The organism is Mesorhizobium sp. ANAO-SY3R2, from assembly GCF_042466635.1.
Lineage (GTDB): Bacteria > Pseudomonadota > Alphaproteobacteria > Rhizobiales > Rhizobiaceae > Aminobacter.
The window spans coordinates 330,966-355,898 of the sequence record NZ_CP159955.1 but is presented as its reverse complement, the minus strand read 5'-3'; the positions used below and the strand labels follow the sequence as shown (position 1 = coordinate 355,898).

At 61.6% G+C, this 24,933-nt stretch carries 27 protein-coding genes, 1 tRNA gene and 1 pseudogene; 14 read left to right on the top strand and 15 right to left on the bottom strand.

The features are described from left to right. Nucleotides 1-144 precede the first annotated feature (144 nt). The 4 genes from ABSY17_RS06510 to ABSY17_RS06495 all read right to left on the bottom strand — a co-directional run bounded on the left by ABSY17_RS06510 (nt 145) and on the right by ABSY17_RS06495 (nt 4,780). Complete coding sequence (locus ABSY17_RS06510; protein WP_378948210.1) at nt 145-1,161, bottom strand: esterase-like activity of phytase family protein; 1,017 nt, start codon at nt 1,159-1,161, stop codon at nt 145-147. Next, entirely contained in the window at nt 1,158-3,056 is a 1,899-nt protein-coding gene (gene cobT / locus ABSY17_RS06505) for a cobaltochelatase subunit CobT (RefSeq protein WP_378948207.1), read from the bottom strand. The genes ABSY17_RS06510 and cobT overlap by 4 nt, the downstream gene beginning before the upstream one ends. Before the next feature lie 12 nt (nt 3,057-3,068). Further along, entirely contained in the window at nt 3,069-4,055 is a 987-nt protein-coding gene (gene cobS, locus ABSY17_RS06500; RefSeq protein ID WP_378948204.1) for a cobaltochelatase subunit CobS, read from the bottom strand. 116 nt (nt 4,056-4,171) lie between these two features. Then, nucleotides 4,172-4,780 carry a J domain-containing protein gene (locus ABSY17_RS06495; RefSeq protein ID WP_378948201.1) on the bottom strand — a complete coding sequence of 203 codons (609 nt, stop codon included), beginning with the start codon at nt 4,778-4,780 and terminating at the stop codon, nt 4,172-4,174. A gap of 145 nt (nt 4,781-4,925) precedes the next feature. Between ABSY17_RS06495 and ABSY17_RS06490 the strand changes: the two genes are divergently transcribed. After that, nucleotides 4,926-5,228, top strand: a complete 303-nt coding sequence (locus tag ABSY17_RS06490; RefSeq protein WP_378948199.1) for a BolA family protein — start codon at nt 4,926-4,928, stop codon at nt 5,226-5,228. A gap of 38 nt (nt 5,229-5,266) precedes the next feature. Here ABSY17_RS06490 and ABSY17_RS06485 read toward each other — a convergent pair whose 3' ends face one another. Genes ABSY17_RS06485 through ABSY17_RS06475 form a run of 3 tightly spaced genes read right to left on the bottom strand, consistent with a single transcriptional unit; the run spans nt 5,267 to nt 7,916 of the window. After that, entirely contained in the window at nt 5,267-6,184 is a 918-nt protein-coding gene (locus tag ABSY17_RS06485; RefSeq protein ID WP_378952480.1) for an HlyC/CorC family transporter, read from the bottom strand. Then, nucleotides 6,184-7,305: a 3-dehydroquinate synthase gene (aroB, locus tag ABSY17_RS06480; RefSeq protein ID WP_378948196.1), complete on the bottom strand. Its 1,122-nt coding sequence runs from the start codon at nt 7,303-7,305 to the stop codon at nt 6,184-6,186. The genes ABSY17_RS06485 and aroB overlap by 1 nt, the downstream gene beginning before the upstream one ends. Further along, nucleotides 7,302-7,916 carry a shikimate kinase gene (locus ABSY17_RS06475; protein ID WP_378948193.1) on the bottom strand — a complete coding sequence of 205 codons (615 nt, stop codon included), beginning with the start codon at nt 7,914-7,916 and terminating at the stop codon, nt 7,302-7,304. The genes aroB and ABSY17_RS06475 overlap by 4 nt, the downstream gene beginning before the upstream one ends. A gap of 150 nt (nt 7,917-8,066) precedes the next feature. On the opposite strand from ABSY17_RS06475, the gene ABSY17_RS06470 reads away from it, so the two are divergent. The 5 genes from ABSY17_RS06470 (at nt 8,067) to ABSY17_RS06450 (ending at nt 11,892) form a co-directional block, all read left to right on the top strand. Then, the gene (locus ABSY17_RS06470) at nt 8,067-8,216 is read left to right on the top strand and encodes a histidine kinase (RefSeq protein WP_378948191.1); all 150 of its coding nucleotides are present in this window, start codon (nt 8,067-8,069) and stop codon (nt 8,214-8,216) included. Then, entirely contained in the window at nt 8,213-9,124 is a 912-nt protein-coding gene (locus tag ABSY17_RS06465; protein WP_378948188.1) for a site-specific tyrosine recombinase XerD, read from the top strand. The genes ABSY17_RS06470 and ABSY17_RS06465 overlap by 4 nt, the downstream gene beginning before the upstream one ends. 98 nt (nt 9,125-9,222) lie before the next feature. After that, complete coding sequence (locus tag ABSY17_RS06460) at nt 9,223-10,173, top strand: acetyl-CoA carboxylase carboxyltransferase subunit alpha (RefSeq protein ID WP_378948185.1); 951 nt, start codon at nt 9,223-9,225, stop codon at nt 10,171-10,173. Between the two features lie 221 nt (nt 10,174-10,394). Continuing rightward, nucleotides 10,395-11,654 carry a L,D-transpeptidase family protein gene (locus tag ABSY17_RS06455; RefSeq protein ID WP_378948182.1) on the top strand — a complete coding sequence of 420 codons (1,260 nt, stop codon included), beginning with the start codon at nt 10,395-10,397 and terminating at the stop codon, nt 11,652-11,654. A 1-nt stretch (nt 11,655) separates the two neighbouring features. Beyond that, a complete protein-coding gene (locus ABSY17_RS06450) occupies nt 11,656-11,892 on the top strand; it encodes a sulfurtransferase TusA family protein (protein WP_378952477.1) in 237 nt (78 codons plus the stop codon). Between the two features lie 228 nt (nt 11,893-12,120). On the opposite strand, the gene ABSY17_RS06445 is transcribed toward ABSY17_RS06450, so the two are convergent. Together ABSY17_RS06445 and ABSY17_RS06440 are read right to left on the bottom strand one after the other, a co-directional pair. Further along, on the bottom strand, nt 12,121-13,227 hold the full coding sequence (locus tag ABSY17_RS06445) for a CobW family GTP-binding protein (RefSeq protein ID WP_378948179.1): 1,107 nt from the start codon (nt 13,225-13,227) through the stop codon (nt 12,121-12,123). Further along, nucleotides 13,224-14,378 (bottom strand): D-alanyl-D-alanine carboxypeptidase family protein, encoded by a 1,155-nt coding sequence (locus tag ABSY17_RS06440; protein ID WP_378948176.1) that lies wholly within the window; start codon nt 14,376-14,378, stop codon nt 13,224-13,226. Before ABSY17_RS06440 ends, ABSY17_RS06445 begins: the two co-directional genes overlap by 4 nt. Before the next feature lie 211 nt (nt 14,379-14,589). Here ABSY17_RS06440 and ABSY17_RS06435 point away from each other — a divergent pair, with 211 nt between their 5' ends. After that, on the top strand, nt 14,590-15,753 hold the full coding sequence (locus tag ABSY17_RS06435; RefSeq protein ID WP_378948173.1) for a M20 aminoacylase family protein: 1,164 nt from the start codon (nt 14,590-14,592) through the stop codon (nt 15,751-15,753). Between the two features lie 226 nt (nt 15,754-15,979). Here ABSY17_RS06435 and ABSY17_RS06430 read toward each other — a convergent pair whose 3' ends face one another. Next, the gene (locus ABSY17_RS06430) at nt 15,980-16,480 is read right to left on the bottom strand and encodes a Spy/CpxP family protein refolding chaperone (RefSeq protein ID WP_378948170.1); all 501 of its coding nucleotides are present in this window, start codon (nt 16,478-16,480) and stop codon (nt 15,980-15,982) included. Nucleotides 16,481-16,692: 212 nt separating this feature from the next. On the opposite strand from ABSY17_RS06430, the gene ABSY17_RS06425 reads away from it, so the two are divergent. Further along, nucleotides 16,693-16,769, top strand: a tRNA-Arg gene (locus ABSY17_RS06425). Between the two features lie 634 nt (nt 16,770-17,403). Here the strand turns inward: ABSY17_RS06425 and ABSY17_RS06420 are convergent. Next, nucleotides 17,404-17,637: a hypothetical protein gene (locus ABSY17_RS06420; protein WP_378948167.1), complete on the bottom strand. Its 234-nt coding sequence runs from the start codon at nt 17,635-17,637 to the stop codon at nt 17,404-17,406. 67 nt (nt 17,638-17,704) lie between these two features. On the opposite strand from ABSY17_RS06420, the pseudogene ABSY17_RS06415 reads away from it, so the two are divergent. Next, nucleotides 17,705-17,830 (top strand): annotated as a pseudogene (locus tag ABSY17_RS06415) (BA14K family protein); the annotation flags it as partial. A 61-nt stretch (nt 17,831-17,891) separates the two neighbouring features. Here the strand turns inward: ABSY17_RS06415 and ABSY17_RS06410 are convergent. Beyond that, on the bottom strand, nt 17,892-18,266 hold the full coding sequence (locus tag ABSY17_RS06410; protein WP_378948164.1) for a hypothetical protein: 375 nt from the start codon (nt 18,264-18,266) through the stop codon (nt 17,892-17,894). Nucleotides 18,267-18,447: 181 nt separating this feature from the next. On the opposite strand from ABSY17_RS06410, the gene ABSY17_RS06405 reads away from it, so the two are divergent. Continuing rightward, on the top strand, nt 18,448-18,789 hold the full coding sequence (locus tag ABSY17_RS06405) for a hypothetical protein (RefSeq protein ID WP_378948162.1): 342 nt from the start codon (nt 18,448-18,450) through the stop codon (nt 18,787-18,789). A gap of 504 nt (nt 18,790-19,293) precedes the next feature. On the opposite strand, the gene ABSY17_RS06400 is transcribed toward ABSY17_RS06405, so the two are convergent. Beyond that, the gene (locus ABSY17_RS06400; protein ID WP_378948159.1) at nt 19,294-19,446 is read right to left on the bottom strand and encodes a hypothetical protein; all 153 of its coding nucleotides are present in this window, start codon (nt 19,444-19,446) and stop codon (nt 19,294-19,296) included. 370 nt (nt 19,447-19,816) lie between these two features. Between ABSY17_RS06400 and ABSY17_RS06395 the strand changes: the two genes are divergently transcribed. The 4 genes from ABSY17_RS06395 (at nt 19,817) to ABSY17_RS06380 (ending at nt 23,162) form a co-directional block, all read left to right on the top strand. Further along, nucleotides 19,817-20,833, top strand: coding sequence for a YihY/virulence factor BrkB family protein (locus ABSY17_RS06395; protein WP_378948157.1), 1,017 nt, complete (start codon nt 19,817-19,819; stop codon nt 20,831-20,833). A 252-nt stretch (nt 20,834-21,085) separates the two neighbouring features. After that, complete coding sequence (locus ABSY17_RS06390; protein ID WP_378948154.1) at nt 21,086-22,246, top strand: AI-2E family transporter; 1,161 nt, start codon at nt 21,086-21,088, stop codon at nt 22,244-22,246. A gap of 182 nt (nt 22,247-22,428) precedes the next feature. After that, nucleotides 22,429-22,938 carry a hypothetical protein gene (locus ABSY17_RS06385; RefSeq protein WP_378948152.1) on the top strand — a complete coding sequence of 170 codons (510 nt, stop codon included), beginning with the start codon at nt 22,429-22,431 and terminating at the stop codon, nt 22,936-22,938. Further along, nucleotides 22,881-23,162, top strand: coding sequence for a hypothetical protein (locus ABSY17_RS06380; RefSeq protein ID WP_378948149.1), 282 nt, complete (start codon nt 22,881-22,883; stop codon nt 23,160-23,162). Before ABSY17_RS06385 ends, ABSY17_RS06380 begins: the two co-directional genes overlap by 58 nt. A 9-nt stretch (nt 23,163-23,171) precedes the next feature. Here the strand turns inward: ABSY17_RS06380 and ABSY17_RS06375 are convergent, their stop codons facing one another. Further along, a complete protein-coding gene (locus ABSY17_RS06375) occupies nt 23,172-23,666 on the bottom strand; it encodes a ferritin-like domain-containing protein (RefSeq protein WP_378948146.1) in 495 nt (164 codons plus the stop codon). Between the two features lie 144 nt (nt 23,667-23,810). Next, nucleotides 23,811-24,722 (bottom strand): hypothetical protein, encoded by a 912-nt coding sequence (locus ABSY17_RS06370; RefSeq protein WP_378948143.1) that lies wholly within the window; start codon nt 24,720-24,722, stop codon nt 23,811-23,813. Between the last annotated feature and the right edge of the window lie 211 nt (nt 24,723-24,933).

The window sequence follows — 24,933 nt, the reverse complement described above, 5'->3', positions numbered from 1 at the left end:
GCCCCCTCGTGGGCAGGGCAATCGCATCTGGAGCCCCTACCCCGCGAGCGGGAGGAGCCAGGGGTGGGGGTGCAAGGTCGGTGAAGCTCCTGAAGGCATCGCCATGCGATAGCCTGTCCCTGAAAGGGTACGGGAACCCGCGGTTCAGTCGTCGTGCAGGATGAATTCCAGGTAGAGATTGCGCTGCAGGATCGAATGGTTGTCGTCGGAGATCAGCGACACCATCAGCGCGCCGTCCTGGCGCTGCCAGACGTCGAGGCCTTCCATGTTGTCGATCTGGTAGCTCATGTTGGCTTCGAACAGGATCGAGCCATCGGCGACCTTGCCCTTGGCGATGCTCTCGCCCTCGATGCGACGCAGCCGCATCTTCACCCCTGAAGCTATCGAGAAGCTGCGCTCCAGCAGCAGCAGGTCGCCATCGGGCAGGAAGGCGCCATCGGTGATGTCGAACGCGCCGTCGCGCACGACGGTGAAGATGCCCTTGCCCGGCCCCTCGATGATGGCGGCAAGGATGTTGCCGGCCGGATCGAGGCTCTTTTCGGAAACCACCACCAGGCTTTGCTTCTGCGCCGAATAGGCGACGGTCTCGAAACCGCGGTTCTGGCGCAGCTCGTTGCGCGGCACCAGAAAGTCGAGTTCGCGGAAGGCCGCTTTCATGTTGCTCGGGTCGATGCGGAACTGGGAGACGCGATGGTCTCGCTCGAAGCCGACGGTTGCGATGCCGTCCTTGACAGCGAGGCCCTCGGCGTCAGCCAGCCACTTCTTGTCGATGGCATGGCCCGAGGCGTCGACCATCTGCACCATGCGGAAATTCTCGATGCCCGCAGGCCGCAGTTCGCCATCGCGGACGATGCTGCCAAAGAACCAGTAGCCGGTGTCGGCGACGCCGATGAAATCGCTGCCCGGCTCGAGGAAACGGAAGGCCGACAGGCCACCGAGATTGCGCGACGACGAGGTGAGTTCAAGTCCGCCAACGAATTCGAGCGGGCCGAACATCTTCTCTGCGCGTCCGATCTGGAACTCGGTGATCGGCCGGGCCGAGATTTCCATCGCTTCGACGGCAGGAACTTCGGCAATGGAAGCACCGGTCAGTGAAGACAGCACCAGCGCCGCCAAAGCCGCGCTGGCAACATGCCGCAATCGGGCAGCGACAGAAGTCATCCGGCGCGCCGGAAGCCGCCGCGGCGCGTCTCACGCGCGCTTTCCTCGCCAAACAGCGAAGCAAGCTGCTCGGTCATCGCACCGGCCAGTTCTTCGGCATCGACGATGGTGACGGCCCGGCGGTAGTAGCGGGTGACGTCATGGCCGATGCCGATGGCAAGCAGTTCGACCGGCGAGCGCGTCTCGATCAGGTCGATGACGGCACGAAGGTGACGCTCCAGATAGTTGCCGGGGTTCACCGACAGCGTCGAGTCGTCAACGGGCGCGCCGTCGGAGATCATCATCAGGATCTTGCGCTGCTCGGGCCGAGCGATCAGGCGCTGGTGCGCCCACAGCAACGCCTCGCCGTCGATGTTTTCCTTGAGCAGGCCCTCGCGCATCATCAGGCCGAGATTGCGGCGCGCACGCCGCCACGGCGCGTCGGCGCTCTTGTAGATGATGTGGCGCAGGTCGTTGAGGCGGCCGGGATTGGCAGGCTTGCCGTCCTTGAGCCACTTCTCGCGCGACTGTCCGCCCTTCCAGGCGCGGGTGGTGAAGCCGAGAATCTCGACCGAGACGCCGCAACGCTCGAGCGTGCGCGCCAGAATGTCGGCGCAGGTGGCGGCAACCGTGATCGGCCGGCCGCGCATCGAGCCGGAATTGTCGAGCACCAACGTGACCACGGTATCGCGGAACTTGGTGTCGCGCTCCTGCTTGAACGACAGCGGCTGCATCGGGTCGATGACGACGCGCACGAGGCGAGCGGGATCGAGATAGCCCTCTTCCAGGTCGAAGTCCCAGGAACGGTTCTGCTGCGCCATCAGGCGGCGCTGCAGGCGATTGGCGAGACGGCCGACCACGCCCTGGAGATTGGAAAGCTGCTTGTCGAGGAAGGCGCGCAGGCGATCAAGCTCGTCCTCGTCGCACAAATCCTCTGCCCCCACCGTCTCGTCGAAGGCGGCGGTGAAGACCTTGTAGTCGATTTCCCTGGGCAGGTTGGCGAAGGGATTGTCCTGGCGGCGCGCCTCTCCAGGCGTTTCCGAATCGACATCGTCGTCGTCGGACATGTCGTCGGAGGTGGCGTCGGACGCCTCCATCTCGCCGCTCGGCTCCTCTTCGGCGGAAGATTCGGCATCGTCGGATTGCGAATCCTCACTGCCGGAATCGTCGTCGCCGCCCTCTTCGCTCTGCTCCTCGCCCTCGGGTTGGTCGTCGTCCTGGTTCTCTTCGTCCTCGGTTTCCTTGTCGTCCCCGAGTTCTTCGGCCATTTCCAGCGAGGCCAGCATTTCGCGCACGACGCGGGCAAAGGCCTGCTGGTCGCCGAGATTCTGCGCCAGATGCGAGAGATCGGCGCCGGCCTTGTCCTCCACCCACTTGCGCCACAGCTCGACCATGCGCTGGCCGCTCTTCGGCACGGGGCGGCCGGTCAGCTTTTCGCGCACGATCAGCGCCAGCGCTTCCTCGAGTGGAGCTTCCGACTGTTCGGTGACTTCGGCTAGATTGGCCTTGGCGTATTTGTCCTCGAGCATCGAGGAAATGTTGTCGGCCACGCCTGTCATGGCGCGGCTGCCGATCGCCTCGACGCGAGCTTGCTCGACGGCGTCATAAACGGCGCGCGCCTGCTTGCCCTCGGGCGCCAATTTGGCATGGGTACGGTTGTCGTGGAGGGCGCGCTTGAGCGCCATCGAATCGCCGAGACCGCGGGTAACAGCGATATCGCCGGCCGAGGCCTTCTTGGGCAGTTCCGGCAAGCGGGCGCGGTTGCCGGCGAGCGCCGGCCGCTCCTTGGCGAAGGCCACCTCTAACTCGTTGTCGCCGGAAATGGCGCGCATGCAGACGGTCATCGCGCGCTTGAAGCTGTCGGCTTCCGAGCCCGTCTTGGATTTGTTGCGCGTGTTGTCGCCTGGCCCCGCCATCTGAGCCTGTTCTTATCCTAGAACGACGTTTGCGGCCGATTCGGGCAGGTCCTCGCCAAAGGCGCGCTGATAGAATTCAGCTACCACCGAGCGCTCGAGTTCGTCGCACTTGTTGAGGAAAGTCAGCCTGAAGGCCATGCCGACATCGTTGAAGATCTCGGCGTTTTCGGCCCAGGTGATGACCGTGCGCGGGCTCATCACCGTCGATAGGTCGCCATTGATGAAGGCCGAACGCGTCATGTCGGCAACGCGGACCATCTTGTTGACGATCTCCTTGCCCTTGGCGTCGCGATAGTGCTTGGCCTTGGCAATGACGATCGCCACCTCGTTGTCGTGCGGCAGGTAGTTCAGCGTCGTCACGATCGACCAGCGGTCCATCTGTGCCTGGTTGATCTGCTGGGTGCCGTGATAGAGGCCGGTGGTGTCGCCGAGGCCGACAGTGTTGGCGGTGGCGAACAGGCGGAAAGCCGGGTGTGGACGGATGACGCGGCTCTGGTCGAGCAATGTCAGGCGGCCCGACGATTCGAGCACGCGCTGGATCACGAACATCACGTCCGGACGGCCGGCATCGTATTCGTCGAAGCACAGCGCGACATTGTGCTGATAGGCCCAGGGGAGGATACCGTCGCGGAATTCGGTGACCTGCATGCCTTCCTTGACGACGATCGCGTCCTTGCCGACGAGGTCGATACGGCTGACATGGCTGTCGAGGTTGACGCGGACCATCGGCCAGTTGAGGCGGGCGGCGACCTGCTCGATATGGGTCGACTTGCCGGTGCCGTGATAGCCCGACACCATGACGCGGCGGTTGTAGGCGAAGCCGGCAAGGATCGCCATCGTGGTGGCCTTGTCGAACAGATAGTCGGGATCGATGTCAGGCACATGCTCGCTGGCGACCGAATAGGCCGGCACGACCATCTTCGAGTCGAAACCGAAAGTGTCTTTCACCGACACCGTCGTGTCAGGCAGGTTGGCAATGTCGCGATCGACCTTGTTCATGACGTCTCCACGCGCGAAGCCTCAGCTACGCCGGCAATCGAAAATTTCTTCGGGGGCGGTCTTAAAGCCTTTTCCAGCAAGAAGAAAGTTGGAAATGGGCCGCGGCCGCGGCTGGCTCAACACAATCCCGCCTGCTTGAGCACGCGATAGGCCTGAAGCACGTCCCTGAAGCGCTCTTCCGAGCCGCGATCGCCGCCATTGGCGTCGGGGTGGTGGCGTTTCACCAGTTCCTTGTAGCGGGCCTTGATGTCGGCTCCGCTGGCCTTCGTATCGAGCCCGAGCGTCTCCAGCGCTTTGGCCTCCAGCGGCTTGGCCTTGCGCTGGCGCGGTGTGCCATGATCGCCGAACATGCTGTGGGGATCGCGCATGCGGTTGTAGTAGCCGGCACGGCCCGAGCGCTGCTGGGCGAAATCGGGCGCCGAGCGGGCCGCGCCATTGGTCCCGATGGTCCAGGTCGGCCGATGTCCGGTCAGCGCTTCCTTCTGGAAGCGGGCGATATCGCCGTCGGCGAGACCGGAAAAATAGTTGAAGCCCTTGTTGTACTCGCGCACGTGGTCGAAGCAGAACCGGAAATATTCGCCCTCGCGCATGCGCCCGACCGGCGCACGGTGCGTGCCGGGTTCCTTGCAGCCGTCCCATTGGCAGATCGGCGCGCGCGACTTGACCTCCGCCTCCGGATCGGGACGGACGCGGATCTTGTCGAAATATTTCGAGTTCGGCTTCATCTGATTACATTTACCGCCTGATGGCGCGGCGAAACAAGAATTGACATTTCCGGGATGTTCGCCCTAACGCCTGATTTGCGGCCCAATTGCGCCCAAGGGCGATGATTGGTTGCGGCGAAGACACATGTGGTGAAAGGCAGAAGCGATGTCCATACATGCGACGATCGAAACGAAGCTGAACCAGGCATTTTCGCCAGAGCGGCTGCTCGTCATCAACGAGAGCCACCTGCATGCCGGCCATCATCATGTCGAGTCTGGCCACCATGTGACATTCGACGGTACCGGCGAGACGCATTTTCGCATCCGCATCGTTTCACCCGCTTTTGCCGGCATGAGCCGCATCGACCGCCACCGCGCCGTCAACGACGCGCTCGCCGCCGAACTGAAGGCAGGGCTGCACGCGCTGGCCATCGAGCCGGCGGCACCGGGCGAAGCGACGCGCTGGTAGGTAGGGCGACACCCTCTATCTGCGGAATCTGCACATCATTATTTCGACGATGTTAGCCCCGGCTGCGGCTCCACCCCTGCCGGCCGGATCCTGATCCGCGCCAGGCGGTTCTTGTCGCGTTTCATGACGATGAAGCGCTTGCCGTGGAAGGTAAACGCCTGCTTTTCCTCGGGGATCGACTGCGCCTCGTGGATGACTAGGCCGGCAATGGTCGTCGCCTCCTCGTCGGGCAGGTGCCAGTCGAGGGCACGATTGAGGTCACGGATCGGTACCGAGCCGTCGACAACCACCGAGCCATCCGCTTCCTGCTTGACGCCCTGGATATCGACGTCGTGCTCGTCGGCGATCTCGCCGACGATCTCCTCGATGATATCTTCGAGCGTCACCAGCCCTTCGACCTCGCCATATTCGTCGACGACGATGGCGAAATGTGCCTTGCGGCGCAGGAAGGCGTTGAGCTGATCCTGCAGCGTCGTCGTGTCGGGCACGAACCAGGGCTTCGAGGCGACCTTGACCACGTCGATCTTCGAGTAGTCGCCCTCGACGTCGTTGAGCGCGCGCAGCAGGTCCTTGGCATGGATGACGCCGACGATGTTGTCGATCGACCCGCGCCACAGCGGCATGCGCGTATAGGGGCTCTGCAGCAATTCGCGCACCAGCGCTTCGGGCGCGATATCGGCATTGAACAGCCGCATGTTGGTGCGATGGACCATGACGTCGGAGACTTCGAGCTCGTGCAGGTCGAGCAGGCCGCCGACCTGGTCGCGGTCCTGTTTGACCACCTGACCGTCGCGGTGCAGCTCGTCGACCGCGCCGCGCAGCTCGTCATGAGCGGAGCGCTGCGGCGTCAAGGCGATCAGTTCATAGCCGAGGACAGCGAGCAGGCGGTCGCGGAACGCCAGCAGCAGCAGGACAAGCCCCGCCAAAACCCCGGCAACGATCCAGCCGGCCGCCATCATCCCGGGTGATTCTCCTTGAGGAAGGTGAGCACTTCCGATGCAGGCACGTCCTTGGCGATGAAGGACTGGCCGATGCCGCGCGTCAGGATGAAAGTCAGCGCACCGCGCGACACCTTCTTGTCCTGGGCGATGTAGCCCAACAGCGCTTCGGCGTCGGGCAGGCTGCCGGGAATGTCGGCCATGCGCCAAGGCAAGCCGACATCGCGCAGATGCGCCTCGACACGAGCCGCATCGTCAGGGCTCGCGAGGTTCAGCCGGGCCGAGAAGCGATGCGCCAGCGCCATGCCGATGGCGACGCCCTCGCCATGCACCAGCCGTGATCCGTCATAGGCGGTTGCCGCTTCGAGCGCGTGACCGAAGGTATGGCCGAGATTGAGCAATGCCCGGTCGCCGGTCTCGAACTCGTCGCGGGCGACCACGTCGGCCTTGGCGCGGCAGGATTGCGCGATCGCCTCGGTGCGCGCCGGTCCCCCTTCGAAAACCTCGCGCCAGTTCTTCTCCAGCCATGCGAAGAACTCCGGCCGGTCGATCAGGCCGTATTTGGCGACCTCGGCATAACCTGCCCGGAACTCGCGCACGGAAAGCGTGTCGAGTGCTGCGGTATCGGCCAGCACCAGCTTCGGCTGATGGAACACACCGATCAGGTTCTTGCCGCGCGGGCTGTTGATGCCGGTCTTGCCGCCGACCGAGGAATCGACCTGGGCGAGCAGCGAGGTCGGCATCTGCACGAAGTTCATGCCACGACGCACGATGCCGGCGGCAAAGCCGGTCAGGTCGCCGATGACGCCGCCGCCGAGCGCGATCACCGCATCGCCGCGTTCGAGTCGGGCTGCAAGGATTTCATCGACCACCGTCTGCAGCGAATCGAAGCTTTTCGTCTTTTCGCCGGCCGGCAACTTGATCACCGCGGGATCATCGCCCGCGGCTTTCAGGCTTTCCACCAGCGGTTCGAGATGGGCTTGCGCGACATTCTCGTCGGTGACGATCGCCGCACGCGCCTTGGGCAGGCGTCGGCGGATCAGTTCCGCACCGCGCGCGATCAGCCCCGGACCGATCAGGATGTCATAGGCGCGGTCGCCGAGCCCGACCTCGACCGTTACATGTGCGCTTTCGTTCATTCGTGATCCTCCGAGACGCGTATCTTGCAGGGCAACCCGAAGTGACTGCACAGTGCTTCGATGACTTCGCCGGCAATCGCTTCCTTGCGGTCATCGCGGGTTTGCACCGTGAGGTCAGCAAGAGCGTAGACCGGGTAGCGCTCGTCCATCAGCTTGGCCAGGACGCCGCGCGGGTCGGCATTCTGCAGCAACGGCCGGTTCTGTTTCTTGGCGACCCGATCCATCAACAGGTCGAGATCGGCCTTGAGCCAGATCGAGATGCCGTGTGCTGCAATCGCCGCGCGCGTCTGCTCGTTCATGAAAGCGCCGCCGCCCGTCGACAGCACCTGCGGACCGCTCTCCAGCACGCGCCCGATGACGCGCTGTTCCAAGGCTCGGAACTCGGCCTCGCCGTAGCGCTCGAACAGTTCGGGGATGGTCATGCGCGACACGCTTTCGATCTCGTGGTCGCTGTCGATGAAGCCGAGGCCGAGCGCCTGGGCGACTTTGCGGCCGATCGCCGTCTTGCCCGCGCCCATCAGTCCGACGAACACGATCGAGCGCGTGCCGAGCCGTTCGAGCAGCGCCGCGCCGGAAGCTTCGGGAGAAGGGTTCTGCAGGATGGGTGTCATGGCTTGCCTTTTGTCGGCGTATCGACATGAAAAGCCCCGTTGCGTCAAGCGCATGGGGCGCTCCCGCCCTTGAAATGGCGCAAACCGCATCCCATAAGGGCACACGACTCACTGATATCGCGATCCAGGGGCAGACGGGCGAACAAATCGATGCCGACGCTTTTCCGGTTCCTTGTCACGCTCGCAGTCCTGGCGGGCATCGCCTACGGCGCCATGTTCGCGCTGGTGATGTTCGTCGAGCCGAAGAAGGCGGAGATCACCGTCCGGGTCCCGCCGGAAAAACTCGCGCCGAAGAAATGAGCAGCGCCGCGCGCATCGAGGCCTTTCTCGAAATGATGAGCGCCGAGCGCGGCGCGGCTGACAATACGCTTTCAAGCTATCGCCGCGACCTCGAGGATGCCTCGGAACATCTAGGCGGCCGCCTTGCCGGCGCCGACGCGGAAGGCATACGCGGCTATCTCGACGATATCGCCAGCCGCGGCTTTGCCGCCACCACGCAGGCGCGCAAGCTCTCGGCGCTGCGCCAGTTCTTCCGATTCCTCTATGCCGAAGGCATGCGCGGCGACGACCCGACCGGCATTCTCGACAGTCCGAGGAAAGACCGGCCGCTGCCCAAGACAATGAGCGAGGCCGAAACCGGGAGCCTGCTCGACCGCGCGGCCGCCGAGGCCGCCGCCCCTGTCGACGGCGACAGGTTGGCTGCAGCGCGGATGCATGCGCTCGTCGAAGTGCTCTACGCCACCGGCCTGCGCGTCTCCGAACTTGTCAGCCTGCCGCTGACGGTGGCGCTGCGCGACGAGCGCTTCTTCATCGTGCGTGGCAAGGGCGACAAGGAGCGCATGGTGCCGCTGTCGGCCAAGGCGCGCGAGGCGATGCGCGTCTGGCTCGCCGAGCGCAACCGCGACGCCAGGCTGGTCGAGAGCCCGTTCCTGTTTCCGGCGGCATCGGAAAGCGGCCATCTGCCCCGCCAGGTTTTCGCCCGCGATCTGAAGGGACTGGCCGCACGCGCTGGCATCGCCTCGGCGAAAATCTCGCCGCACGTGCTGCGCCACGCCTTTGCCAGCCACCTCTTGCAGAACGGCGCCGACCTGCGCGCAGTCCAGCAATTGCTAGGCCATTCCGACATTTCGACCACCCAAATCTACACCCATGTGCTCGAAGAAAGGCTGATGAAACTGGTCAACGAGCATCATCCGCTTGCCGATTAGAGCCCATATCGCTATGTGAGTGCCAAGTTCGACTGGCGCGGGGCCGCATTTTTCGTGCCACCGGTGCCTTCCATTTCAGTGTGGTAATCCGCTCGCCAATGTACAATTACCTCGATTTCGAAAAACCCGTTGCCGACCTCGAAGGCAAGATCCTCGAGCTCAAGAAGCTCGCCGAGAATGGCGAAGCGGTCGACGTCGGAGACGAGATCAAGCGGCTGGAAAAGCGCTCGCGCGATGCGCTCCGCGACGCCTACAAGGCGCTGACGCCATGGCAGAAGGTGCAGGTGGCGCGCCATCCCGACCGCCCCCACTGCCTCGACTACGTCAGGGCGCTGTTCACCGATTTCACCACGCTTGCCGGCGACCGCAACTTCGGCGAGGACGCCGCCATGGTCGGCGGCTTCGCCCGCTTCCGCGGCGAGCCAGTGCTGGTTCTGGGCCAGGAGAAGGGCTCCGACACCAAGAGCCGCCTCAAGCACAATTTCGGTTCGGTGCGCCCCGAAGGCTACCGCAAGGCGGTGCGCCTGATGGAGATGGCCGACCGCTTCAACATTCCGGTGGTGATGCTGGTCGACACGGCCGGCGCCTATCCCGGCGTCGGCGCCGAAGAGCGCGGCCAGGCCGAGGCCATCGCCCGCTCGACCTCGACCTGCCTCGGCCTCAAGGTGCCGTCGATAGCCGTGGTCATCGGCGAAGGCGGTTCGGGCGGCGCCATCGCCATCGCTACCGCCAACCGCGTGTTCATGCTTGAACATGCCATCTATTCGGTGATTTCTCCGGAGGGTGCTGCCTCCATCCTGTGGCGCGACACCACGCGCTCCAAGGATGCCGCCACCAACATGAAGATCACCGCGCAGGACCTGCTCGACCTCAAGATCATCGACCAGATCATCGCCGAGCCGCTCGGCGGCGCGCACCGCAATCCCGAGGCGGTGATTTCGGCCACCGGCGACCTGATTGCCAAGACACTCAGGGAGTTCGGCCAGTCCAATGGCGACTTCCGCGAGCAGCGGCGTGACAAATATCTGGCCATCGGCCGCAGCCTGTGATTGCAGTTCGTGGCCAAATTCGCCCACGACACTTTTTCGCCACAAAAATGCCGCCTCCGCGGGTTCAATGAACTTGCCGTAATTTTTGCGCGTGTGGGACGGGCCGAGGACTGCGGTAAGGATTTATCAAGGTTAACGACCTTAAGGTCGAAGCACTATCAGGACGGGCCAGCCGTCGGCGTGAACGCGCCGCGGCTGCAAATGAGACGACATTAGTACCAATGATCGCCAATATCGCACGCGCCGGATTGCTTATCGCCGCTCTTGCGGTGGCCGGCTGCTCGGAATCTTCCATCAATGACTTCTCGCCCAAGAACAAGGGCCTGCCAGAGAAGATACTGACCGAGATGAAGGCGAAGGGCATGACGCGCGCGTCGCCAATCATGGCGCGCGTCTTCAAGGAAGAAGGCAAGGTCGAGATCTGGAAACAGAAGACCAACGGCCGCTACGACATCATCGCCGCTTACGACATCTGCAAATGGTCGGGCAAGCTGGGTCCGAAATTTGTCGAGGGCGACCGCCAGGCGCCGGAAGGCTTCTATTCGGTCCGGCCCTCGCAGATGAACCCGAACTCCAGCTACCACCTGTCGTTCAACATCGGCTATCCCAACACCTATGACCGCGCCAATGGTCGCACCGGCTCGAACCTGATGGTGCATGGCGCCTGCTCGTCTTCGGGCTGCTATTCGATGACCGACGCGCAGATCGAAGAAATCTATGCCTTCGGCCGCGACGCCTTCCAGGGTGGCCAGACCGAATTCCAGATCCAGGCTTTCCCCTTCCGCATGACCGCCGCCAACATGGCGCGCTATCGCAACGACCCGAACTACCAGTTCTGGGCGATGCTGAAGGAAGGCTACGACCACTTCGAGATCACCAAGGTGCCGCCGAAGGTCGATGTCTGCGAGAAGCGCTATGTGTTCAACCGCATTCCCGAGGGAACAGCGGCGTTCAACGCGACCGGTGCCTGCCCTGCCTTCACGCAGCCGGAGGGCCTCCAGAGCGCCTACCAGGCCTACCAGACCAAGTACGAGGCAGCCTTCGCCAGCGCCTCGAAGAGCAGCGCCGAAGCACCGAAGCCGACGTTTGCCGGCATCAAGGAAGCGGCCATCGTCTCGGAGTGGACCAAGAAGCGCGCTCGCGGCGAGCGCGTGCCTATCGAGCCGCCGTCCCTGAACCATGATGGCACGGTGACCGTCACCGAGCGCATGGGCCGCATCGATTCGCCTGAAGGTCGCCGCATGGCAGCGCTCGAGGCCGAGCAGGCAGCGAAGAAAAAGGCCGCCGAAGAAAAGGCTGCCGCCGTTGCCGCAGCCAAGGCCGCAAAGGCTGCCGCCCAGCTGCCGGTGGTGACCACCGCTGCCGTGCCCACTCCCTCGCCGACCGCCGCCGAGACCCAGGCGGCAGAGGCCGCGCCCGCCGAGCAGGTGGCCGCCGGCTCCGCACTCAAGAAGCGGCTGCTCGGCCTGTTCGGCAGCTGATCTGGTGAACGAGATCGCTGAGACCTACGACCTCAGGGGACTGAACTGCCCCCTGCCCGTGCTCAAGGCCAAGCGCCGCCTCGCCGACATGGCGCCCGGCAGCCTGCTGTGGCTGGAAACCACGGATCCTCTGGCAGTGATCGACATTCCCGCCTTCTGCCAGGAAGCCGGCCACAGGCTGGTCGAGACCCAGCCAGTCGAAGGCGGCCACCGGTTCCTCGTCGAACGCGGCGGCTAAGGGGGTGTGAGCCACTGCGTCCTTCGAGGCTCGCTGCGCTCGCACCTCAGGATGAGGACCGTTGTGACCGGCGCCCCGTGCCAAGGTACCGAGGCAGGGCTGCAATGTTCAAAGCACGGTGATCGATAGCTCAAGAAAACTTGGATACTCAACTCGCAAGCAGGGAGCGCAAGCGGTCCTCATCCTGAGGTGCGAGCGTAGCGAGCCTCGAAGGAGGCACATCAGAACCTACCGCCCGGCGATTGCCAGCGGGTTGTTTTCCATCGCCTCGCGGTCAGGCGTGTCGATGGTTGGCTTGTTGACGAAAGCCGCGAATAGCCGTTCCACATAGTCCCGCGGCAGGTCGATGCCGATCAGCACCAAGCGGGTGCCGCGAACAGCGTCGGGCCATGACGGCAGGCGCGCCGGCGGATGCAGCATCCGTTGCACGCCATGGATGACCAGCGGCCGCGCCGGATCTTCTTTCAGCTCAACGATGCCCTTGATGCGCAGAAGCTTGTCGCCCTGCGTCGAAAGCAGCAGGTCGAGGAACATCTCGACCGTCGTGAACGGCAGCGCGCCATCATGCACAAGCGTGAACGAACCAACGCGGGTATCATGGTGATGATGCGCGCGATCGTGCTCATGATGATCATGGCCGTGATGGTGATGCGCCTGTTCGGACGCCTCGCCCAGCCAGCGGCGGACGTCGGCGGTCTTGGTCGCCGGATCGTAGAGGCCGCATTGCAGAAGCTGTGCTGCCGCAGCACTTTCCACCGCGCGGATTTCGGCCCCGGGATTGATGCGACCGAGGCGTTCCCTGAGCGCGTCGAGCCATTCGGCATCGTCGACCAGATCGGCTTTGGTCAGCACGATGCGGTCGGCGACCGCGGCCTGCTTAACCGCCTCGACATGCGCGTCGAGCGTGGCGGCGCCATTGACGGCGTCGACCACGGTGATGACCCCGTCGAGCCGGAAGGCATGCAGCAGCGCCGGGTGGCCCATAATCGACTGCAGCACCGGCACCGGATCGGCAAGGCCGGTGGTCTCGATCACCACCCGCGCCAGGCGCTGGATACGGCCGGTCTGGAGCCGGTCGACGAGATCGGCGAGCGTGTCGACAAGCTCGCCGCGCACGGTGCAGCACAGGCAGCCGTCGGAAAGCTCGATGATGCCGTCCGACGCCTTCTCGACCAGCAGATGGTCGATGGCGACGTCACCGAATTCGTTGATGATGACGGCCGTGTCGGTGAGTTCGGGATCCTTGAGCAGCCGGTTGAGCAGCGTCGTCTTGCCGGCGCCGAGAAAGCCGGTCAGCACCGACACCGGGATCGGGAATGAGGCCTGCGGGTTCACGAGCGGGCCTTGGCTGCGCCCTGGGCGAGCGGTTCGGCACCGACTGGCGCGGGCATGTCGGGACGCCAGGTCGGCAGCGGCACGTCGGCATATTCGATGACGTCGCGGCCGACCATCGCCTTCGGCACCGGCCCGGTCGCACCGCCGAGGCTGACCGTGACCCAGGTGCGCTGGCGCGTCATCTCGGGAATGATCGACACCTTGTCGGGACCGGCGCCTGCCTCGCTCGGGGCCGGACCGTCGGAAGCGGCGTGCTTGGCCTTCTTGGAGCAGACCTCGCCGCGCATGTTGGTTTCCTGGTCGCGATTGTCGCCATAGGGCGCCAGCGTCGCCACCGTCACGGGGCTCACGCCGGCGCGGATGAAGCCGCTCTGCAGCATCTTGGCGGCGTCCTCGGCGCGCTCGTTGGGCGACGGAGCGCCCAGCACGATCGCCGCCAGCGTCTTGCCGTCGCGGGTCGCCGAAGCGATCAGGTTGAAGCCCGATTCGCAGACGAAGCCCGTCTTCATGCCGTCCGTGCCGGGGAAGCGGCCGACCAGCGGGTTGAAATTCTTGAGCTTCGCCTTGCCGGCGATGATGCCCTCGATGTTGAAGTAGGAGGCATATTGCGGGAACTCGAGGCGGATCGCCCTGACCAGGATCGCGAGGTCGCGGGCCGTTGTATACTGCTCGGGTTCATGCAGCCCGTTGGCGTTGACCCAGTGGCTGCCTGTCATGCCCAGGCGCTGCGCCTCGGCGTTCATACGCACAGCAAAGGCCTCGGTGGAGCCGCCAACATTCTCGCCGATGGCAGCGGCCACGTCATTGGCCGACTTGACCATGATGATCTTGATGGCGTTGTCGAGCGTCAGCACCGAGCCGGGCTGGTAGCCCATCTTGGCCGGCGGAAAAGATGCCGCCTTCTTGGAAATCTTGATCGGCGAATTGAGCGCGAGTTCGCCCGCCTGTACCGCGCGAAACGCGGTGTAGGCCGTCATCAGCTTGGTCAGCGACGCAGGATGCCAGCGCTGGAAGGCGTCCTGGTGCTCGATGATGGCACCGCTGTTGACGTCGAACAGCAAGGTCGGATTGGCCGCGGCCGGCGCAGCACCGAGCGCTGTTGCGGCGGCAAGACCAAGGAGCATGCTTTTGACGTACTGCATCTGCATCATGAAATCCGAAATCGCCTCTTGCCGATCATAGCCGGCCGTCCATAAGATTTCCATAAACCGGGGTGGAGACGGGTGGGATGGTCAAGGACTCATGGCCCCGCGTCGCCGCCGCTGCTAAATAGCCTATGTGACGCGAAGATGGCAGAGCAAACGCGATCACATTTGCGAATCGGGACCTCTGGTCCAGCCAAACGGGAAGCCGAGACAGAACATGCCGATCCTGAACCGAGCCGCAGAAATGCAGCAAGAGATCGCCGGCTGGCGCCGCCACCTGCACCAGAAGCCGGAACTCAACTTCGACGTCTTCGAGACCGCCGATTTTGTTACCGCCAAGCTCAGGGAGTTCGGCTGCGACGAGGTCGCGACCGGCATCGGCAAGACCGGCGTGGTCGGCATTATCAAGGGCCGGCTCGGCGCTGGAGCAGCAATCGGCCTGCGTGCCGACATGGACGCGCTGCCGATCGAGGAAATCACCGGCAAGCCCTATGCCTCGACCGTGCCCGGCAAGATGCATGCCTGCGGCCACGACGGCCATACCGCTATGCTTTTGGGAGCGGCGAAATATCTCGCCGAGACGCGCAATTTCGCCGGCTCCGTCGCCGTCATCTTCCAGCCCGCCGAAGAGGGCGGCGGCGGTGGCAACGAAATGGTCAAGGACGGGATGATGGACCGCTTTGCGATCAAGAAGGTTTTCGGCATGCACAACATGCCGAGCCTGCCGGTCGGCGAGTTCGCCATCCGGCCCGGCGCGATCATGGCTGCGACCGCCGAATTCACCATTACCGTCAAGGGCAAGGGTGGCCATGCGGCGATCCCGCACCGTGCGATCGACCCGATCGTCGCCGGCAGCCAGGTGGTGGCGGCACTTCAGACCATCGCATCGCGCTCAACCGATCCGGCCGAGGCGATCGTCGTCTCGGTGACCAAGTTCAATGCCGGCTCGGCCTACAATGTCATCCCCGAGATTGCGGTGCTGGCCGGCACGGTGCGCACGCTAAAGAAAGACGTGGCCAAGATGGCCGAGGCGCGCATGCGCGCCATCTGCCGCGGCGTGGCCGATGCCACCGGCACCGAGATCGAACTCGACTACGATGCCAACTACCCGGTCACCTTCAACCACCCTGAAGAGACGGTGTTTGCCGGCGATGTCGCGGCGGCCATCGCCGGCGAGCCGCAGGTGCATAGGGCGATCCAGCCGCTGATGGGCGGCGAGGATTTTTCCTACATGCTGGAGGCTCGCCCCGGCGCCTTCATCTTCATCGGCAATGGCGACAGCGCTGGCCTGCACCATCCTGCCTACGACTTCAACGACGAGGTCATTCCACACGGCGTGAGCTACTGGGTGCGGCTGGCGGAGACCGCGTTGGCGGTATAGGCACCGCCTGTTGCCTCCGGAGCGTCGATCGCGAGCCCGCTTGCCGGTCAGGCATCGCACCCAACTCGCCCGAAGGCTGACGATGCAACGCCTGCCAGGACACCGATGGTCGGGACAGTTCTGCCATCACCGACGAGAAGCCCGCCTCGCTTCGCCGGGACGGGCTTTTTTCAGATTTCCTGGTGAGGTATCCGACCGAGACACCAGCTAACTTCTACGGATGGTGCTACTCGTCGCCGCCGTCTCCATCATCGTCATATTGCATGCGATGCCTTTCGACGGCGCCCCTCGCTTCATGCATCACAACCTTCGCCAGGACCATCAACCGCGCCTTCTGCTTGTCGTCGAGCGACTGGTAGAGAGGTTGCCAGGCATCGGCGAGTTGCTTCAATCCGGCGGCGCGCTGGGTCATGTTGTCGGCGCGGTCGCGCATGAGGTCGAAGAAGTCCGGCTCCTGTTCCTGCATCTTTTTCAAGGTCGCAATACGAGCCTGGCGAGCTTCGGCCCTGGCCTTGATCGCCGCCTCGACGGGCGGCCAGAGTTTTTCCTGTTCGGGTGTCAGTTGCAGCGCGGCCTTGACCACGTCGATTCGTGCTTCGGTCAGTGCCTTCCAGTTGATGGATTCCTGGGCCTCCTTCGCCGCCTTGGGAGCGGCGGTCTGGGCATAGGTCAATGTGGGCGCAGAGATACAGAGGGCCGTCAGCCCAATGATTGCTGTCCTTAGCATCTTGATCTCCATTTTGGCTGTCGACGACAGGCAGCGCTCAACGCACGGTCGGGGCTTCCGTTCCGGCCGCAGGCCAAAAGTGATTGCCCGCCTCGCGCAAATGCCTTGCCCGCACCAGCAGCGCGCCAGTCCAAAGCCCGGCAGACATCGTTGGAAAATTGTCCAAAAACCGTTGGCGAAACCGCCTGAAGCCGCTATGTGTGCAGCCGAGTGGTCCCGTAGCTCAGTAGGATAGAGCGGCAGATTCCTAATCTGTAGGTCACAGGTTCGATTCCTGTCGGGATCACCAACTAAATCAAACACTTAGGTTCCGATTTTGGCTGGTGGCATGTTGCATCGTGTTGCAACTGAGTTCCCTTGATTTCCAAGGGTTTCAACTGGTTCACGGCCAATCCACGCGACATGAACGCGACATGGATTGACCCCTGCGTGATTATGCGCACTCTGCCGGAAATGGGAGGGGATCATGGCTTATTGGATCAATGGCGAAGGCGTCTTGAAAGTCGCCGGTACTGAGTTCGGGCATTGCGAATACAAAATACACGTCGGAGCGACCGCGCCGATGGGCGGCTGTGGGCGGATTTAGAGGCTCTCGACGACGAGGCCTTTAGAGCGAGCAACGTGACACTCACTTTGCGTCACGGAAGGGAAGTGGAAATCGTCGTTACGTCGTGGACGCCAGGGCAGGATGCAGTCTTTTCGGTCAACACCCCGTTGCGCTAAGCAGTCGGTGTTCAACCGATGCCCTGGCGCGGCACGAGGTAGTTGAAGACAGACCGATCCAGCGCAGAATGTGCTAGGTGAACACAAACGACAAAAACCCCGCCACCGCCTAAGAGCGGGTAAAGAGGCGCAAAGAAGCCGCTGGGCATGACCAAAAGCCCGCTACCTTTGGCAGCGGGGCCCATTGTAGCTGACGTTGGTCAGACGCGATCCTCAAGGCCTTGGACGCCCTTTTCCTCGGCGCAGTGGGCACAGCAGTAGATCTTGCCGCTCCCCTCCACGCCATGCCCGATGACCCGGCAACTGCAATGGGCGCATATCGGAGCAAGCATTTGGATCGCACATTCGAAGCTATCGAAGGTCCATGTTTGCCCGTCTCTACTGACCTGAAACGTTTTGTCGTAGTCGTTGCCGCACTGGTTGCATTTGGCCATGGGTTCCTCCCGTGTGGCCTGGCTGACTAGTAGCTGGAAGCATAACTGCCACAGCGCGAGACTGGTTCCACCGATTTGCCGAGGAAGTAATCCGCTGTGCGGTGGTGCTACAACCGCTATCGGTTATACCGGGCTGCGGATAACACCTTCCAGCCAAACAGCAGCCCGCCAGCAGTGCTATTCTCCTTGTTGACGATGTTGCCGGCGCAGACTCAGAGGCCCCGTTGGATAGCAGCGGACCTTTCAGGGTGATGTTACATCGCGACGGTCACAGCCGTGACCTTGGGAGCATCACTGTCATCGGTCGTAAATGTGATCTGTGTGCCTGCTGACAAGTCGGCCGGGAGAGCCACATCGGCGGGTACGGTGTAACTCTTGCCGCCCGCTAGCGTGATCACTCGCGTGTCTTGCTTGAATTCCTTCACGATACCGTTGACGGTTGCGGCCCATGACGCGCCAGCCAAGAGAGTAAGGGTCCCCAAGGCGATATGAGCGTTCTCATGTTCGTTCTCCTCGATTACGTCCACTCGCGGCAGGAGCGCGATATTGACGAAATACGAAGGAAAAAGAGGCCAGTCGCGCCGCTGCTGACAGGCCTCAATTGAGCGTGGCTGAAAGGTTAAGACCACGCCTCGTCCCAAAGTACAAAACGCTGAGGTTGGCTGACGGTTCCCACGCCAATGGTTGCTCGAACTGTTCGCGAGGTGTGAGGCGTTTGCGCATGTGAGGCCTCAGCGATCTCGGTGGCGCAAGTCGGAACGTTCTCCTGCCGACCCCGTTTTTATGAAAGTGAACTTGAAGGACACGCCCATGGCCGACACACCCAAAACTGATGCCACCGATGTCCAAAATATGCGTAAGGCGTTCGAGAAGCAGATTTTGGAGTTGCGAAAAGACATAACCAAAATCAGCGATTCCATCGCCGAACGCAGTGCCAGGCTGGCCAGTGAGGCCATAGAGACTGCGTCGGCTCGAGCATCGCGCGCCGCTAAAAAGCTTGGAGCAGAGGCGCACACCGTGTCTGAGATCGCGCGCGAGAACCCTGGAACGACCGCCACAGCACTCAGCGCGGCTGCCTTATTTGGCTTCATCATAGGCGTTGCCGTTGGCATGGCTTCGGGCAGCGCGGTTCGACGCGGTTACTGGACCTAAACCGCCTCGACTCCCGCTGAATCGATCTTGGTTGCATTGCGCCAGTTCGCTTGTCGTTTCACATCCATCGGATAGAGCACCGGCGTCCCGGCCGGAGAGCCTGGCAAGAGAGTGGGACGAGTTTGGGCCTTAGGCGCGGAGCCTTCAAGGGAGTCGTGATGGATCCGGCGCGACGCCTATGAGGAAGTGGAGTGCTATGAAGTCGTTGAATTTGCCGATAAGTACGGCATCAGCACGACTGAGGCTGCCGCGATAATAAGGGTGTCAAAACCGCAGGCCATGTTCGGCCAAAGGATCGCGCATCGATCAACCCAGCCCACCTTTGATCCCTGTCACGGCGCGCCGGCGCCGGAACTGTAGACTCCACCGGCAGTGACCCGTCGATGGAGGCAGACTTGAAACTTCCTCGCGACTACCACACCACGGACAGATGACGGCTAAACGTCGGAATCACATTTTCACGGATAGCTGCACCCGCTACAATGTGGTGCCGTGCTGCATTTGCTATCGTTGTGTTCTCGGCTTGTCTTCTTCTTCTTCTTCGGGCTGAAGCAGTTCGATGAGGGTAGCGACTTGCACCCCCGGAAGAGGTCGGCCATCATTAATCAAGGCATCTTCTTCGCAGATCCAGGCCCAGGCTTCCCTGAGTTCGTCCAAGGTCGCCCCTTGGAGCAGGATTTATGCAACCACGATATCGTCTACTGGTCCGAGCACTGAGTGGATCTCGTCGCGTGTAATGGTTATTGGGCGCATCCCTAAGAATCTAGTGCCGCCCCAATCTGACTGGCAGCGACCGATAAACGAAGGCGCGGTGCGCGATCCATCGAGCATCTGGCGAGCACGCATTGAGTACATTCGCGCTCGCATGCCTCTTCCTCCACCTTCGCAACGCACGTGATCTAGTTCCGGTCAGGCATGAACCAACGATATGGCTATGCCGTCGTCAGTTTTTCCATGGCAAGCTCACCCCTCGATTGCAGCTAAGCGGGCCCTATCTCATGTGCGAAAGGAGAAAAGGGGTCGTGTGATGCGCAATGGAATCACGGACGCCTGGAATCTTGCAAAAGAAAGTGCATTCGCTTTCATCGATGACAACGCCCTGAGCCATGGAGCTGCAATGGCGTTTTATGCGGCGACATCGTTGGCGCCAATCCTTCTCATCGTTGTCGCGATCGCCGGAGTCGCGTTCGGCCAAGAGGCTGCGCAGCTCGCATTATCGGCGCAAGTCTCGGGTCTCATGGGCAACCAAAGCGCCGATCTGCTTCAAGTGACGCTCGAAAGTGCCTCTTCAAAAACTACAGGGACCTGGGCGACGATCGCAGGCCTCATTGCCCTGATTGTGACGGCATCGGGTGTGTTTGGCGAAATGCAGTCTGCACTGAACATCATATGGAAGGTCGAACCGCAGGCCACCTCTGTATCGCGCCTGATGCGGACGCGCGCTGCAAGCCTCGGCCTGGTCGCAGCCCTTGGATTCCTGCTGCTTGTGTCGCTTGTCGCGAGTGCGGCGATCTCCGCGATGAGCGAGATCATCAACGTCCGCCTGCCGTTCGGAACGATCATCCTCAGCACGACTAATTCCGTTGTTTCCTTTGCGCTCGTGAGCGTGATGTTCGCGGCGATCTACAAGATTTTGCCCGATCGCAGTCTTACATGGCGCGATGTGATCACAGGCGCTGTGGTTACAGCAGCGCTTTTCACCGGCGGCAAATCACTGGTCGGCTGGTACATCGGATCCAGCGCAATAGCATCCTCTTATGGTGCCGCGGGCGGGCTGCTGGTTGTGCTGCTCTGGGTCTATTACTCTTCGCAGATATTTCTTTTCGGCGCGGAGCTGGCCCATACCTACTCCATTCGACATGGCAGCAGGTCGCCCCCCGATCCGGTAGCTGAGGCACATGCAGTCGAAGTGACATCCGGCTCGAGACGTCAAATCGGGCCCGGCATCTATTTGCGGGATATCACGTTGATATCGTTGATAGCGGCGTCTTTGACCGCCGGAGCACTTGCTGCGCGACTGCTGCACTCGAGACGTCGTTACTGACTGCCGGCTCGCAAATTGCGAACCACAGCACCCTAGTAGAACTAGGACAATCGAGACGAGCAGCAGCAGTCCAAGACCGCCGCCGCCTTAGTATCTGTCCCACAATGCCGCCTGCCTCCGAGGCCGCTAAAGCCTCCAAGCAGCGCAATAACCAGATGCTTCGGTCTTTCCGATTTCCCATGCTGCGGAGAACAATGATATCGGCTATGCTCACCCCGGAAATGAGGTACTCCTCAGGACCGGGATGAAGTTATGATGATTTCAGCCCCAGATCCAGAATCGGACCTCACATTGTCGGTGCCCCGCGATGGAGATCAGACATCTCTGGATACCGCTTTGATTGAGCCTGCACCCGGGACGGAGATGAGGTTGCCGTCCAATCCGGCAACTTTCTTTCTCGGAGGTCTGTTTGTACTTGCGGTTCTGGCTGCGACCTACATTGCAAGCTCTATCGTCTTGCCCGTTGTACTCGCTTTCGTGCTCAAGCTCCTCCTGCAGCCTACAGTTCGCATCCTGGAGCGCCTGCATATACCCAGGGCAATCGGAGCGCTGTTGTCGATCATACTAGTAATTGGAACGCTGGCTGGCTTCATAGTGGCCTTGTCGGGACCGGCAGAGAACTGGGCGCAGAAGCTACCGCAAGGGATACCTCGGCTTGAGGCTCACTTGATGCCCTTGAACAGTACGATCGAAGTGCTGCGATCCGCCATCCAGCAGGCCGAGCAGATCGTCAACGCCTCAGAACAGAAAGGCTCCACCGTTACGCTCGGCGGTGATCACGGCCTCGCAGGCGCGCTGATCTCCGGCGTCCGATCCATCCTGGACGGGTTATTTACGACAATCTTGGTGCTGTATTTCCTCCTGATGTCGGGCGATAAATTCCTTCGTCGACTCGTCGAAATCCTGCCGAAGTTCAGCGACAAGCGGCAAGCCGTCGAGATATCCCAACAGATCGAGGGGGATATATCTGCCTATCTGGTGACGATTACTGCCATGAATGCCGTAGTCGGCGCGGCAACGGCTGCCATGATGTATCTATGTGGCGTATCCGATCCCTTATTGTGGGGCGCCGCAGCCTTCTTGCTCAACTACATTCCGTTCCTGGGGCCGCTGTTTGGGATCGGCATCTTCCTCCTCGTGGGGATGCTGACCTTCGACAGCTTGTGGTGGGCATTGCTGCCGCCAGCCCTCTACCTCGGCATCCACATGATAGAGGGTGAAACGCTAACGCCGATGCTACTTGCGCGTCGCTTTACGTTGAACCCGGTCCTCGTGGTCCTGTCACTGATATTCTGGTTTTGGATGTGGGGGGCCCCTGGCGCTATTTTGGCCGTCCCCATACTGGCCATGCTGAAAATTGTCTCCGATCGGCTGCAGCCGCTAAAAGCGCTGGGGCACTTTCTCGAAGGATAGCGGAGAAAGGCGCGGCTGCCCCCCACCTTTCAACAGCGGGCTTGTGATGAAAGCGACGCGCAGCAATGGCTCACAGCTTGAGACAAGCTGCTCGAACCCCTCGCGGGGAGGCAAGCGCTTGAGCACCGAATTCCGATAGGTTCGCATCAATGCTAACCTCTTTAGCAAACGGGAGTTCGGCAATGTTTCTGGATGAGCTCGTAAAGCGGTCAGGCGGCAACTTCGCTATTTTTGCCATCTGTGCGTTCGTGCTCTGGATTTGGGCCACGCTGATAAATGGTCTTGCTCAACTCGTGCATCTTTCGACACCTGATAGACTGACAATTGTCGCAACCTCAGTGGCAGAGTCATCCACACTTCAGGCGATCGTCAGTATCTGGCTTCTCACCGCTGCTGTTGCGATCGCCTTTCCAAGCATTTGGCGGCCACTATCCACGACCACAACGTTGATGTTCGACGTCGGCTATGGGGTCCTTGGAGCGCTTACAGGCTTCGGCCTAGCTATCGGCCTTTTCGGCGGCAGCTGGCAAATTTTCATCTGGGCCTTGATCTACAGCGTGATTATTGCCCTCGGTTATGCGCTGGTTCGCTGGCTGCTGCCGCTTTCCGACATGCCGACTTACGGAAAGGGTCGTTGGATTCTGGCCTGCATTCTGTTCGTGGCTTCCCCACTCATTCTTCTGTGGGGATAGGTCAGCCTGTCACCAAATACGGGGGCTCCTCGACGATATCACGGGTTGGTCGGATCGACGATGCCAAGGCCGGAGCCAAACATGCCGCCAATACCGCCCGCAAGGCCGGGCTGACCATATCGCTCATTCTGATAGGCGCCTTAATCGCATCGGTTGCCGCGCTTTTGGGCGGCAACGAGCAGGACGAAAAGGAAGCATTACTGGCCTCGGGACGGCTGCAGTGAAACAGAAGCTCAAGCGGCCATTGCTTTGTGATTGACGCCACCCTCAGCCAAGCGTGTCAATGCTTCATCGGTCTTGGACTCTTCAGTGAGAGTCTGGTCCAAGAGCTTGACCGCATCCTTCAGCCCGAGATCCTTGGCCCATTGTTTCAGCGTGCCGTAGCGAGCAATCTCGTAGTGCTCAACCGCCTGAGCTGCAGAAACCAGCCCAGCGTCCAATGCCGCCGTTCCCTTAAACTCGGCAAGGATTTCGTTGCCTTCCCCCAGAATCCCCTCGATAGCCTCGCAGGTCTTGCCCTGGGCCGGCTTGCCAATGATACCGAACACCTGCTTGAGGCGCTCAACATGACCTTCGGTCTCTTCGCGATGCTTTTCAAAGGCAGCCTTGAGTTCCGGTGACTGTGCGCCCTTAGCCATCTTTGGGAGGGCCTTTAGGATCTTACCCTCGGCGTAGTAGATGTCTTTCAGCGTGTCGTGGAACAGATCGCTCAGTTTCTCGTGTGCCATTGCACTTCTCCTGATTGTGGGGGATATCCCACAATGCCCCGGGCGCCCGATAGTTCCAGAACCGAGGACGTTTTCCCAGCGTCGCGACGGTAGGTGTAGGCGGCGTGACCCATTGGGTGACACGCGCTGTTGAAGTTCGACACCTTAGAGCCCTTGCGGGCTTTGCTCAGTCAGCCTCATCTCTTCATCGTCGCGCAACATGCCGCCATACGCGGCTGCCGCACTGGCAACAAATGCTCCGATTAGCAGCGATAGTGCGCCAACCAAGGCGACCGTTAAGCCTGTTTTCCTTGCCGTGTCAGCGGTCTTTTCTGCATCCGCCTTCGCAGCGGCAACCCGCCTCAGAACCGCATCGACTCTGGCCTGTGCATCGGTTTCCGCTAGTCCGGTCTTTGCCGCGACAAGTCTTGCCAGATAAGCCTTATCTTCGGCAGGCATCTCACCCACTAACGCGGCATTCGCCAGTATGCGAGCCGCTTGCGCAGCAACCGCCTCCGAGCCGTTTAAATCGCTTGGAACACTCGCGCCATTTCCCGGACGAAACAGCGTGTCGATGAAATAGCCGCCATCGCCGGACACCTCTTTTGCAGCACCGGCTGCAACTCCAGCCGAAGCACCTGACGCAGCGCTGGCCGTGGCTTTCACGCCGGTTCCAACCGCCGAACCGATGGCAGAGACCAATATCCCGATGACAAATACGGTCGCCAACGCCCAAGACAAAAAGCCGTGCGCGGTGTCACGAAAGAACACTTCGTCGGTATGAACGCCGACCCACTTAGTCCTGAGGCGCCCCGCCAGATAACCACCGATCGCCGATGAGAGCCATTGCACAACGACGAGCCAAACAGCAGCTGAAGCTGCAAAGGTTGTCAGTGACACACTCTGCGACGGCCAAGGAGAAATGACGCTCAGCCCCAGTCCCGAGCCAAGCAACACCAGAAAAATGCTGGCTGCTGACGCTGCGACGGCCCCACCGAAAATTGGTCCCCATCTTATAGCCGGTGAAGATGATTCCTCAACAGGGGAGGCGCTAGAAGCCGCTTCTAGGTTTTGCATGGTCGCGTCCTAATGCCAAAACAGCAGGATCAGCAGGATGATCGGGATAGGCACCCCGAGTAGCCAAAGCAAAATTCCTCGTCCCATTGCTACCTCCTGTGGGCTTAGCGTTACGGGATCATCTCCTTGATGTGAGAGCCTGCCATAGGTGACGCCAAATCTTCTCCAGTTGTCAGGTGACCAATCAAACTTTCGCCCGATGGATTGGTTC